Origin of the sequence: Microseira sp. BLCC-F43, from assembly GCF_041929235.1 — a bacterium.
Lineage (GTDB): Bacteria > Cyanobacteriota > Cyanobacteriia > Cyanobacteriales > Aerosakkonemataceae > Microseira.
In genome coordinates this window covers 14,923-27,951 of record NZ_JBHFNP010000269.1, presented here as the reverse complement: position 1 = coordinate 27,951, position 13,029 = coordinate 14,923, and the positions used below count along the sequence as shown (strand labels likewise).

At 45.0% G+C, this 13,029-nt stretch carries 7 protein-coding genes; 5 read left to right on the top strand and 2 right to left on the bottom strand.

Annotated features, from left to right (window positions below; translation table 11 throughout):
- Positions 1-552: 552 nt before the first annotated feature.
- On the top strand, positions 553-1,047 hold the full coding sequence (locus ACE1CM_RS35190) for a GAF domain-containing protein (RefSeq protein WP_374883544.1): 495 nt from the start codon (positions 553-555) through the stop codon (positions 1,045-1,047).
- A gap of 115 nt (positions 1,048-1,162) precedes the next feature.
- On the opposite strand, the gene ACE1CM_RS35185 is transcribed toward ACE1CM_RS35190, so the two are convergent.
- Positions 1,163-5,392: a PAS domain S-box protein gene (locus ACE1CM_RS35185; protein ID WP_374883543.1), complete on the bottom strand. Its 4,230-nt coding sequence runs from the start codon at positions 5,390-5,392 to the stop codon at positions 1,163-1,165.
- 709 nt (positions 5,393-6,101) lie between these two features.
- On the opposite strand from ACE1CM_RS35185, the gene ACE1CM_RS35180 reads away from it, so the two are divergent.
- The 4 genes from ACE1CM_RS35180 (at position 6,102) to ACE1CM_RS35165 (ending at position 11,191) form a co-directional block, all read left to right on the top strand.
- Positions 6,102-8,822, top strand: a complete 2,721-nt coding sequence (locus ACE1CM_RS35180; protein ID WP_374883542.1) for an ATP-binding protein — start codon at positions 6,102-6,104, stop codon at positions 8,820-8,822.
- Positions 8,823-8,835: 13 nt separating this feature from the next.
- Positions 8,836-10,191 (top strand): response regulator, encoded by a 1,356-nt coding sequence (locus tag ACE1CM_RS35175; protein ID WP_374883541.1) that lies wholly within the window; start codon positions 8,836-8,838, stop codon positions 10,189-10,191.
- Between the two features lie 113 nt (positions 10,192-10,304).
- On the top strand, positions 10,305-10,715 hold the full coding sequence (locus ACE1CM_RS35170) for a GNAT family N-acetyltransferase (RefSeq protein ID WP_374883540.1): 411 nt from the start codon (positions 10,305-10,307) through the stop codon (positions 10,713-10,715).
- Positions 10,716-10,996: 281 nt separating this feature from the next.
- On the top strand, positions 10,997-11,191 hold the full coding sequence (locus ACE1CM_RS35165; protein ID WP_374883539.1) for a DUF2795 domain-containing protein: 195 nt from the start codon (positions 10,997-10,999) through the stop codon (positions 11,189-11,191).
- Between the two features lie 155 nt (positions 11,192-11,346).
- On the opposite strand, the gene ACE1CM_RS35160 is transcribed toward ACE1CM_RS35165, so the two are convergent.
- Complete coding sequence (locus ACE1CM_RS35160) at positions 11,347-12,624, bottom strand: murein transglycosylase A (RefSeq protein ID WP_374883538.1); 1,278 nt, start codon at positions 12,622-12,624, stop codon at positions 11,347-11,349.
- Between the last annotated feature and the right edge of the window lie 405 nt (positions 12,625-13,029).

Below are 13,029 nucleotides of genomic sequence, written 5' to 3'. Positions count from 1 at the left end.
CACGCTTGTATAAGTATGATAACTGCTATTCTTGTGCAACACAATCATATTGGGCAACTCCGTACCTCCTAGCCTGAGAGATTCATCCCACGCTCACCATATCGGGTTGAGACGTGGGGCTTCTCGCGATTTAAGCTAAATTAGTTTTGTATTGTCTTGCCTGTATCAGCAAGCAGTCATCTTTCTATTGGCAGAGATTCTGGAAAAAAGCTTCTAAGTAGGTGCGTATCAATAGTGATGCGATCGCTACACAATCTTCCCCACCTTGTTGTACCATTAGGGTCTAGCCATCCAGCCCTCTAAGCATAAATACTCTATAGACAGCTATATTTGGGCGCTAGTTTATGTAATAATTAACTCAAGTTGCTAGTTATCTCAAAGCTAGAGCTAATGGCTAATGGCTAATGGCTAGTGTTAGGAAAAATGCTGTATTAGCAATTAGCAATTAGCAATTAGCAATTAGCAATTAGCAATTAGCAATTAGCCAGTTTATAACTAGCAACTGGCGTTAATTGCATCATGAAAAATTGACTCGGAGTTCTAACAGGTCTGATGTTTGAGCAAGGATTGCAACAAATTTTTGAGCGTTTGGTTTCTAGTATAGCTCGGGATGATTTAGTTCAAAAGACAACAAACTCTTTAAGAGAATTACTAGGGGTGGATCGGGTAGTTTTATATTATTTTTATCGCGAGTGGGCGGGGCGCGTGACATTTGAGTCTTTAAGTTACAGTCAGTTTTCTATCTTTGGATCCGTAGGTCCGGATGAGTGTTTTAACAGCGAATATGCCGTGCTGTATCAAGCAGGAAGGGTACGGGCAATTCCAGATATTGAAACAGAACAAATTAGCGATTGTCACCGAGATTTTCTCCGCAGTTTAGGAGTGCGAGCGAATTTAGCCGTGCCAGTTTTGAATCAGAAAAGGCTGTGGGGTTTGCTGATTGCTCATCACTGCCAGGGTACTCATTTTTGGACGCAATCGGAGATGGCAGCAATGCAAAAAGCAGCAGAAACTTTGGCAATGTCTCCGGCAATTCGCCATAGTTAATCGGGGAAAAGGAGGTATTTTTACATGACATTAGAATTAAGTTTGCTAATAGCTAATGGTTAATCGCTAATGGTTCAATGAATAGAGTTAGCAATTAGCAATTAGCAATTAGCAATTACCAAATCCCCAAAATTCGCCGGATTGCATCAATTAATTGTTCCGGTGCAACAGGTTTGGGTAGGTGCATTTGGAAACCTGCCTCATGGGCGCGTTTTTGGTCGTATTCTCCAGCATAGGCGGTGAGAGCGATCGCTTTTACCATCCCCCCTGCTTCTGGTGCGAGAGATCTAATTTGCCCCATCAGCATATAACCATCCACATTTGCCATCCCAATATCGCTTACCAGCAAGTGTGGTTTAATTTGTGGCAAAAGTTTTAGCGCTTCATCTGCCGATGCTGCCAAAGTTACTTCTGCGCCAGACTCCTTTAGCACAAAGGCGATATACTCGCGCATATCCCCATCGTCATCGACTGCCAAAACTTGCACGCCTTGCAATGGATGCGTTGTAGCAACAGTTGGCAGGTTGGTTGGTTCTTCTGTTGTTGCTGCTGCATTTTTGATTAAGGGAAGTCTGACGCTGAAAGTTGCCCCCATTCCTTCACCGGGACTTTCTGCCCGAACGGTACCGCCGTGTAATTCTACCAAGTAACGGACAATTGCCAGTCCCAATCCCAACCCGCCAAATTTCCGCGTTGTGCTGCTATCTGCTTGACGAAAGTAGTCAAACACGTAGGGAAGAAAGTCTGGTTTGATACCTTTGCCCGTGTCGGTGACGGTAATTTGAGCATAGTTGGTAATTGGTAATTGGTAATTGGTAATTGGTAATTGTTCCTGAGATCTTGCACCAATAGACTGGGCGGGCGGGACGCCCACCCCACAAGAGGCTGGTTGTTCTTGTGGCATGGGGATTTCTTGTGGCATGGGGATTTCTGGTGGGATGGGCATCCTGCCCGTCTCGCCCACCCCACAAGCGGCTGGTTGTTCTTGTGGCATGGGGATTTCTTGTGGCATGGGCATCCTGCCCGTCTCGCCCATGTCAGGTGCAAGAAAAGAGTTTTCATTACCCATTACCGATGATCTATTACCCATTACCGCTGACAGTTTTACTTCAACTATTCCTCCATCCGGTGTAAATTTAATGGCATTAGATACGAGGTTCCACACGACTTGTTGAAGTCTGCTGCTATCTCCCAAAACTAATCCGACATTGGTATTAAGTTCGGTTTGAATTTGAATTGACTTGGCTTCGGCGGATAGGCGAACTGTTTCGATTGCGGCTTCGATGGTTGTTGCTAAGTTAACGGGGGCGATATTTAAAGTTAATTTGCCGCGTAAAATGCGGGAGACATCGAGTAAGTCTTCGATTAGTTGCGCTTGCAATTTGGCGTTGCGTTCGATGGTTTCTAGGGCGCTGGCTGTCTTGGTTTCGTCGAATTTGCGACTTCGCAACAATTTCGCCCATCCCATAATCGGGTTGAGCGGACTTCGCAATTCGTGGGATAATACTGCCAAAAATTCATCTTTGATCCGGTTGGCTTTCTCGGCTTCTTCCCTGGCTGTGCGTTCTCTTTCTAACAACTCGACTCGTTCGGCTTCGGCAGATTTGCGTTGGGTAATATCGCTAAACGAAATCGCGACGCCATCCCCCAATTTTACGGTCATGTTGCGGAACCAACCTTTAATGCCTTCGGCTTCGTAGTAAATTTCAATATCGTGGGGCGTTCCTGTTTCGACAACTTGCACGTAACGGTCAAACAATTCGCTATTTTCTTTATTCCCCGGCAGCACTTCCAATAGTCGCCGTCCGATTAATTTTTCAGCAGAACGTTGGAGAATTTCTACGGCTTTGGGGTTGACGTAACTCCATTCAAAATCGATAATTTCTCCGGCTTGGTTTCGCACGCTTTGCATAATGGTAAAGCCATCGAGGGATAGTTCTTGGGTGACGCGGAACCTTTCCTCGCTTTGTTTGAGTGCGGCTTCGGTGCGCTTGCGTTCGGTGATGTCTAAAAAGGCACTAACTGCGCCTCTGGGTTGTCCTTGTTCGTCATATAAAGGCGAGGCGTATCCATATAAGTTAAATTTTGCTCCATCGTCGCGCACCACATCAATTTCTGCATCGCGCACTTCTACACCATGAATCGTGGCGTATTGCAAGGGCAATTCTTCCCCCGGTAATTCTTCACCGTGACGGTAAACTTTAAACGGTGGTGGGGGAGCATTTTCTGGTGGGGTGCTGGAAGCATTCCTATCGGGGGAGATGCCTAGAATTTGAGCAAAAGCTGGGTTAATTTGGATGCGATGGCATTGAGGATCGGTAGCGATCGCAATCGATATCGGTATCACTTCAAACAAGGTTTGCAACTCGGACACGCGGTGCTGCAAGTCAAGATTGAGTGCGGCGATAATTTCTTGGTCTTGCTTTTGTCGGGTGATGTCTTCGGCGATACCAGCGGCGCGAATCACATTGCCAAATTCGTCTTTAATCGGAACTGCGCGATCGCGTATCCATCGCATTGTGCCATCGGGACGGACAACGCGATACTCAACATCGTATCCCCCAATGAGCGCGTGCTCGTAAAAAACAGTGCGAACTCGTTCCCGGTCTTCGGGATGAATCGCCTCGATCCATTCGGTAAAATTAGCGTACAAACTTTGGCAATCACGCCCCCAAATTTTTTCGTAAGCGGGAGAAACATAAATCAGTTGCTCTTGTTTTGGATCGGATATCCAAAACACATCTTGCAGGTTTTCTACCAGTTGGCGAAATCTTTCTTCACTTTGGCGCAGTGCTTGTTCAAATTGCTTGCGTTCTGTAATGTCGTAGAAAGTAGCGATCGCTGCCTCAATTTCTCCCGCACTATTGCAAATCGGTCTAGAATCAACTAGCAACGTTTTGCGACCCCCATCGGGGAACAAAACTTCTATCTCTTCAGCGATGACAATTTCTCCGGAAACGAGACTGCGCGCTAAAGGGATTTCCTCTGCGGTGTAGCGTCGTCCAGAGGGGGAAAAAAATGAGTGGGAAGGTTGAACGTAATCTGCCACCCCTTCCAGATTTAGGGAAAATCCAGCTAAAATTTGCTGTGCTTGGGCGTTTGCCAAAAACATACGACCGCTAGGCGCTTCTACCACTATCAGTCCCGCTGGCATTTGTTCGATCGTCGCTTGCAAAAGCTTTTGTTCTGACTTCAGTGCTTGCAGCAGGCGAATGCGTTCTTGTTCCGCTTGTTTATATTCTGTCAGGTCGCGGGCGATACTCAGTACCGAATTTACCGATCCATCCGGGGCAAACTCAGGTACGAGCATACAGTGATAGTGGCGCGTGCCTTTCGGGGTGGAAAACTCGAACTCGATAGTCTTTCCTTGTTTAGTATTAAAGACTTGCCGCAGGTTTTCGTCCCAAAAACTAGAAATTTTCTCTCCAAAACCCATTTCCGCATTAGTCATACCCAGGAACGCTTCTGGCGGCATTCCAGTTGCTTGCTCGACGGCGGGACATACATACACGTGACGCAAGTTTTGGTCAAAGCGAGCGATAATATCGGGCGAGTTTTCCACCAAAGCTGTCAATTCCTGCTTTTGCTGCTCAAGCGCCGCCTCTGCTTGCTTTTGGTCGTGAATATCAGTACAAGTGCCGAACCAGTTAGCAATATTACCAAGCGAGTTACGTAAGGGGACTGCCCGCGTCATGTGCCAGCGGTAAGCACCATTGCCTAGTCTGAGGCGGTATTGCGTCTCAACTGCATGACCCGTTGCCAGACCAGTTTTCCACTGGCGTAGCGTTTCTGGCAGGTCATCTGGGTGAATAGCGCGTTGCCACTCCCATCCAAAGGATGTATCCGGTGTGAGTTTGGTGGAATCGTACCAGCGCTGGTTAAAATACTCCACGAAACCATCGGCGCGGGCGAACCAAACGAGTTGCGGTATGTTCTCCGCCAGCACGCGGTAACGTTCCTCGCTCGCTTGTAACTTTTGCAAGTTAGTTTCAGCGCGCCGTTTGGCATCCCGCAACGCCGTGTTAAGCGAATTGATTAGCAGCGTTACCAATACAAAGACGCTCAACTGGATTAAGTTCGCCAGATCCATACGCGCAAAGGAATAAACTGGCGGCAGGAAGAAGTAGCTGATGGCGAGGGTAGATAATAGAGTAGCGAGCAACCCCGCCCTCATACCGCCGTAATAGGTGCTGATTGCTACCGCCGCATAAAACAGCGCGTAGATCTTGGATGAGGTGAACGGCTCTAGCAGCAGGGTGAGTAACAGCGCGAGCGCTACACTGAAAGCAGCAACGCCGTAGCACCAAAGTTGATAACGCGGTATTTTGACCATGAAAGTTGCCAAGGAATTTTATTCCCCGTAAGTCGCTAGTTTTCTTTACCTTAGATAGGTGACATATCTTTCGCAATTTACCCTAAGGCGTATTTCCCTTCTAGGGAGAGGGGAGAGTGAGAAGAATTCTTCTAAAACTTAGGGGCGACGATTCTATCACCAAAGTTTCTGCGTAGATCTCTCGTTGCCAAACCAACGATTTTTCAGAGAAACTTTGGTGATTTGCGAAACGCCTAGAAACCGGGTTTCTGCGTAGATATCTCCTTGCCAAACCGAAGATTTTTCAGAGAAACTTTGGTGATTTGCGTAAGTCCTGTCTTCCTCATCTTGCCGATCTTGCTCATCTTCTCCCCCATTTTTAAAGATGCTGTGAAGAGTACAGCGGATTGCACTCGTATGAGGTACACCTTTGTTTGTGTAGCGGCAGCAAAAATGGCAGCCGCTACACAAACAAAGCCTGAAGGCTGTACCTCACTCATTTGCAATCCGCTATAAAAACGTTGCCTCTCCCTTCTGCTTTTTTTCGTCTAAAATGTTACTTAACTTAAAAAAACGGGGAACGAAGCTACGTGGAATAAACCATTCAGCCAGGGTTACCTAACAAGCTATGACAAACACGTATGAACCTTGACACTGGTATTTCTGGGATTTTTGGGAGCGATCGCCACTCGCGCGCCTCGCTTCAGCAATATAAACAAAAAGGACATGCCGCGATTAATCTATGAAATTTCGCCAGAATAGTTTGATATTCCAATTAGTCAGTTATTATTCAGTTTTATCGCTCCTAGTTCTCGGTCTTTTGGCGACAACTGTTTATGTGCTTGCACAAAACGCCCTCGAACAATCTGTCGTCGAGCGACTCACCGTAGCCACATCCTTAAAAGAATACCAGCTCGAAGATTGGATCAAAAACCAGCGTCAAGATATTCTTTGGCTCGCCCAAGTGCCGGAAATTCAGGAACAACTGGCGATTTTGTACGTAAAAGACCAATATGACCCGGAACGGGACATAGCCTACTCGCGGCTCAGAAAAATTATATTAGATATTAGTGCAGTTAAGCCGAGCTTGCAAAGTATTTTAATAACAACTAACGGCAACATGGTCGTTTTTTCCTCAATCGATAAAACTTTAGAAGGGAAATATTTTCCATTAGAAGAACCAATAGTTTATTTTACCCGCGAGACAGCAGAAGCGGCGGCGCCGAAGTTTTATACATCGCCGCAGACTGGAGAAGCGAAGATTACATTTGCGACTGGGATATTTAACCAAGAGGGACAGAGACTGGGAGCGATCGCAGTTAATTTAGACCTAAAAGGTATCGAGGAATTAATAGGCGATCGCACAGGTTTAGGAAGGAGTGGCGAAACGTATCTAGTAGGAAAATTAGCCAACCGAAACGTTTTTATTTCAGGAAGACAGGCGGGAAGCCAAAAATTTGCTGAAGGAATTCGCAGCTTCGGTATCGACGCCGCAGTCGCAGGTTCTAGCAGTTTTGGACGCTATCAAAACTATGACGGGATTCCAGTTGTAGGCGTTTATCGCTGGCTTTCCCAGGAAAATTTAGCACTATTAGCCGAGATCGAACAAACAGAAGCCTTTGCGCCTGCCAGACAGCTAGCCAGTACTATTGTAGTAATTGGATTGGTTTTGGCTGGATTATTGCTAGTAGCAGTGTACTGGCTATCGCGCCAAATTACGCGACCGATTTTAGCCATGACTAAAACAGTAACTAAGGTAGCTGCTGGAGATCTAACTCAAACAGTTAAGGTTAAAAGAAAAGACGAATTAGGAGTTTTAGCCAAAGCTTTTAACAGTATGGCTGCTCAACTGCAAACCGCATTCGATAAATTAGAGAAATCCAACGCCGAACTAGAAATTAGAGTAGAAGAACGCACCCAACAACTCCAAGAAGCGCTAAAAATCGTCGATACTGCCAGCAAAGCCAAAAGCGAATTCCTCGCTAACATGAGTCACGAATTGCGTACTCCCCTCAACGGCATTTTGGGTTATGCCCAAATTCTCCAACGCTCAAAAACTTTGACCGAAAAAGAACAAAAAGGAGTGGGTATTATCTATCAATGCGGGACTCACTTATTAACCCTAATCGAAGATATTCTTGACCTGTCGAAAATCGAAGCCAGGAAAATGCAACTTAATCCCTCAGAAATCCATTTTCCGTCCTTTCTCCAAAGCGTTGCCGAAATCTGTCGCATTCGAGCTGAACAAAAAGGTCTGGCTTTTATTTACCAAACCGAGGGTCAACTTCCCATGGGCGTTTGTGTAGATGAAAAGCGCCTGCGACAGGTATTAATTAACTTACTAGGCAACGCCATAAAATTCACCGAAAATGGCGGAGTAACATTCAAAATTATTGAGGTAATTGGTAATGGGTCATCCCATTCCCAGGCTCCGCCTGGGAACGAGGGTAATGAAAAAGACTCTAACCAATTACCCTCGTTACCAGGCGGAGCCTGGGAACGCAATTACCAATTCCCCATCAAAAAAATTCGCTTTCAAATTGAAGATACGGGTGTAGGGATGACTGGCGAACAATTAGAAAAAATATTTTTACCCTTCGAGCAAGTGGGAGACAGCAAAAAGCAATCCGAAGGGACGGGTTTGGGATTGGCAATTAGCCAAAAAATAGTATCTTTAATGAACAGCAACTTAGAAGTGCAAAGTCACCCAGGAAAAGGGAGCATTTTTAGCTTTGATTTAGACTTGCCTTTAGCATTAAACTGGACAGAAAGTTCTCGAGTCGCGCAACAAGGAACTATTATTGGGTTTGAAGGTAAAAAGCGGAAAATTTTAGTTGTCGATGATAGATGGGAAAATCGTTCGATTTTGGTGAATTTGCTCGAACCGATTGGATTTGAATTAGTGGAAGCTAAAAACGGTGCTGAAGGTTTAGAAAAAACCTTCGAGTTTCAACCGGATTTAATTATTACCGATTTGGTGATGCCGGTGATGGATGGATTCGAGATGCTGCGACAGTTGCGACAGTTACCGCAGTTGAAGGATGTTGTTGCGATCGCTTCTTCAGCCAGCGTATTTGATACGGATCAGCACAAGAGTTTAGATGCGGGAGCAGATGAGTTTTTACCTAAACCCTTGCAAGCAGAAAAATTGCTAGAAATGCTGCGATTACACATGAAACTAACATGGGTTTACGAAGCGCGAGACCCCCTGAAAAAAATTGTTTCAGCACCCGCTGTAACCCTGAGTTCAGAAGAGATCTTACCCCCAAGCGCAGATATCTTGATGCAACTGTACGAACTTGCTAAAAAAGGAGATCTGGATGAAATCGTAGAAGCAGCTAGCCAGCTTAAACAATCTCAGCCTGAATCAATACCGTTTGCCCAAAAATTAGTTGAATTAGCCGAAAGCTTTCAGGTAAAACAAATTCAAAATTTTATTAAAAACTTTGTATCCGCTAATTAATTTGGTTAAAACAATGACAGAATTCATTTTAGTTGTAGATGACAACCCCACTAACTTATCAGTACTAACCCAAGCACTAAAATCTGCGGGGTTCAAAGTGCGGGTAGCTGTGGATGGTGAAAGTGCAATCGAACAAGTACAATATGACCAACCCGCACTCATTTTGTTGGATGTTGAAATGCCGGGGATTAATGGGTTTGAAACCTGTATCAAACTGAAATCTAACCCATCAAATTGTGACATTCCGATCGTATTTATGACAGCGCTTGCCGATAAGGAAAGTAAGCTTAAAGGGTTGTCGGTGGGAGCGGTAGATTATATCACAAAACCCTTTGAACAAGAGGAAGTATTAGCAAGAGTTAAGGTGCATTTGAAACTGCGATCCTTAACCAAAACCCTGGAAGAAAAAAATGCCGAACTCTACCAGTTGAACGAGGGATTAGAAAAACGAGTTGCCGAACGAACGGCAGAACTACAAAAAGCTCAAATTCAAATGATTCAGCAGGAAAAACTTTCTAGTTTGGGGGAATTAGTCGCTGGGGTTGCTCACGAAATTAATAATCCAATCAGCTTTATTTCTAGCAATATTGAACCGGCGAAACAATATGTAGCAGCTCTGACTAAAATCTTGCAACTTTATCAAAAAAATTATTCTCAGCCAGTCCCCGAAATTGAAAACGAATCAGACGAAGTAGACTTAGAATTTTTGCTTGAAGATCTGCCCAAAATTCTCGATTCGATGAAGTTGGGTTCCGAGCGAATTCAAAATATTTCTAACTCGTTGCGGAATTTCTCGCGCTCGGATATCACGACAAAAATCCCGGTAAATTTGCACGAGGGAATCGATAGCACTTTGTTAATTTTGCGCCATCGAATGAAAGCCTGCGGTAACCAGCCGGAAATTAAAGTCATTAAGCACTATGGTAACCTCCCCCTTGTCACCTGCTATCCCGGACAAATGAATCAGGTATTTATGAATATTTTTGCCAATGCAATTGATGCTTTGGAAGATGGTAATGGGTCATGGCATTCCCAGGCGGATCCAGGGAACGAGGGTAATGGGAAAGAAATTACTCTTGACCAATTACCCATTACCAATCACCAATTACCTACTCTTAAAATTTGCACTGAACTGAGCGATGGAAATAATGTAATAATCCGGATTGCCGATAACGGTTCGGGCATGACGGAAGAAGTAAAACAGCGGATTTTTGAGCCGATGTTTACTACCAAAACCCTAGGGAAGGGAACCGGGTTAGGATTGTCTATTTGTCGCCAAATTATCGAAGAAAAACATGGAGGGAAATTAAGCTGTATTTCAGCACCGGGAGAAGGGACGGAGTTTGTCATCAAAATACCCCTCGGCTAAATCTGCCCAAAGTATCAGATCGTAGTTGACAGAACCCCGGTTTTTCTAAAAAACCGGGGTTCTAAAGTTGCAAAGGGAAATAGACAAGGAGCGCTCCTTTAGTTTAATCAGATATGGTGGAAGTAATTTACAAAACAAATTTGGACAATGTTGATTGGCATCAGATGAAATCAGTGCTACGCGCCGATGCATTTGATAATGGACGAACCGCCGCTCAACTCAAAAAGTCATTTGAAAATAGCTACGCTACTTGTATTGCCTATGCAGATAATCAAATTATTGGCACAGCTCGTGTTTTGTCTGATGGTGTCTGCAATGCTTATATTGTTGATGTCTGGACACTTACTATCTATCGCCGTCAGGGAATTGCACGCACAATGATGCAAATCCTTTTAGACAAATTAAACGGACAACATGTATATTTATTTACAGATGATGCGCCTGAATTTTACAAAAAAATTGGCTTTACCGAACAGCCCGTTGGTATGGCTCAGGTTATTGGTAAATGGCTGGTTAACGAATAGATAATTAAATTTGGAGTTTTATTTAACGCAAGTTGCTGGTTATAAACAAGGACCTTGCTAATTGCTAATTGCTAATAGAGGATTTTTACCAATCTCGCCATTAGCCATTAGCCATTAGCCGCTGTGAAAGAGATAACTAGCAACTTGGGTTATTTATTACTCCGATTGACAGATTTATTTAACAGCAGGCTGTAACCCTGGTAGGATGAGAAACCACGATACGGGCGCTAATTTGAAAGCATAATTTTCACTTAGAGCATCAAAATAATAGGGGGAAAACAATGGCTCAACTCAACCCAGTTCAACTACAAAAGCACCTAAAAGGGGTTGACTATCCAGCTAGAAAGCAAGATTTAATCGACCACGTCAGGCAAAAAGGTGCTGATGAAGCAGCCATCTCAGCATTAGAGAAATTACCAGATCGGGAGTTTAAAAATCCCATTGAAGTAAGCCAAGCTATTGCCGATCTCAAATAGGAAAGTGAGCAGGTGTGCAGAGGGGCCCAGGGGCCCAGGGGCCCAGGGGCACAGAGAAATTTGAATCTATATTCCCCTGGAGCTCCCCATCTCCCCATCTCCCCATCTCCCCATCTCCAGATCTCACCTGCTCACCAGCTCACCCGCTCCCTTTCTCAACGCTTGAGAAACAAATAATAAAGCTGTCCGTTTCCGACAGTAACTCCGGCGCGATCGCCTGCTATTTGACCGCTACCTAAAAAATAATCTACTCGCCCTGGGCCTCGAATTGCGCCTCCCGTATCTTGGTCGAGTACGTAACGGCTAACGGTTCGCTGTTCCATCTGACCTGTAGCATTAACATAGGGAATTTGGGCGTGAATTAGCGCTAAAGCACCGGGTGGCATTAAAGATTTATCCGTAGCAATTGAACGCTCTGCTGTCACCGGAACGTGAATGCTTCCCATCGCCGGAAGACCGTGGTTTTCTTGGAAAAAAACAAAGCTGCGATCGCGCGGAATATAGATATCCAATTCCTCTGGATGTTGTTGGAAATATTGCAGAATTATCGGCAGCGTTACCCCTTGTTCTGGTAACTTTTTATCGTCGATTAACGATCGTCCCAAACTGGTATAATTATAAGCAGTATTTCCCGCATATCCTACCGTCGTTTGAGTGCCATCGGTGAGTTGAAGTCGAGCCGAACCTTGGATTTGAATTTGATAAGGTTCCAAGCGATCCTTGAACCAAAATAACTGCAATCCCCGCAACTTTCCTTGGTCAGCTTGCAAACCATCTTTTCCTTCTAATTGTTCGCGGGTAGGATGGGGTCTACGCCAAGATTTTAAATCGGGGGGTAATCGATAAATCGGATAGCGATATTCTGGCGTAGGAACGCGACTAGCAGCATAAATTGGTTCAAAATAAGCGGTGAATAAAACATTACCAAATCCGTCTCTGCCGATGGATTGGTAAATATCAAACTCGCGGTAAATTGCGGCTTGAAGTTCTGCGGGCGATCGCGACTCAATTACAAGTTGTTGAAATCGCCTCAAACTGCGGAGGGCGCGTTCGCGCGTAATTCCAGGCACGCGGTAGCGGCGATAAGCAGCGGCAGCTTCCGTAGTTTGCAAGTAACGCAAACTTTGATTAATTGATTGGAGAAGCGCTTCTTTATCCCCAGTTTTACCGTTTTGTTCCCACAATTGCTCGTCAAAACCCCAGCGCCTAGACTGACAGCAAACTGTAAAAGCTGACTCTTTTACGGGTAACAACGGCGTCCAATTTGGCGCGGGTAACTCGAAAATAGGTACGTCAGATTGCGGGATGGAGACGGAAGTATCCACCTGGTTTTGCGCTACGGGTAAGGCATCTAGCCGAGTCAGCGTGCATCCTTTGAGAGCGACTAACACCGCTCCTAAGCTGAGGGTGATGATAGCAAGTTTCCTTCTCATAACAGTGAGTATCTATGCCTGAAGGGCGATGACTTTAGTTTAGTACTTAATTAAAAAAGCCGCGTTTTTTAAATAATACATCTGCAATTTTCTGAAACGCCACCAGCCCCCAGGCTAAAGCCTCTTGCTCACAAACAGAGCAACACCTTCGTGGGCTAAAATTCTTGCAGGCTGCGAAGGCAGCCTTTGTTTGTATAGCCACACCCTTAAGGGTGTCGGATGCAAGGCGAAGGTATTGTGAAAGAAACCCGGTTTCTTTGACAAATCCGCCTTGGGACGCACGATAAACTCGCGGACGCAACGCTAACACTAGATCGGAAGCTCAAATAGGTAAAATGCGTATTTTCTTTTGGGTGACTTTATCTGGCAAAGAAACAAAGGGCGATCCGAAAAATAGTTTGTTTG

Coding starts and splice junctions, on each gene's coding strand:
- ACE1CM_RS35190 (WP_374883544.1), top strand. CDS start 553: ATGTTTGAGCAAGGATTGCAACAAATTTTTGAGCGTTTGGTTTCTAGT.
- ACE1CM_RS35180 (WP_374883542.1), top strand. CDS start 6,102: ATGAAATTTCGCCAGAATAGTTTGATATTCCAATTAGTCAGTTATTAT.
- ACE1CM_RS35175 (WP_374883541.1), top strand. CDS start 8,836: ATGACAGAATTCATTTTAGTTGTAGATGACAACCCCACTAACTTATCA.
- ACE1CM_RS35170 (WP_374883540.1), top strand. CDS start 10,305: ATGGTGGAAGTAATTTACAAAACAAATTTGGACAATGTTGATTGGCAT.
- ACE1CM_RS35165 (WP_374883539.1), top strand. CDS start 10,997: ATGGCTCAACTCAACCCAGTTCAACTACAAAAGCACCTAAAAGGGGTT.
- ACE1CM_RS35160 (WP_374883538.1), bottom strand. CDS start 12,624: ATGAGAAGGAAACTTGCTATCATCACCCTCAGCTTAGGAGCGGTGTTA.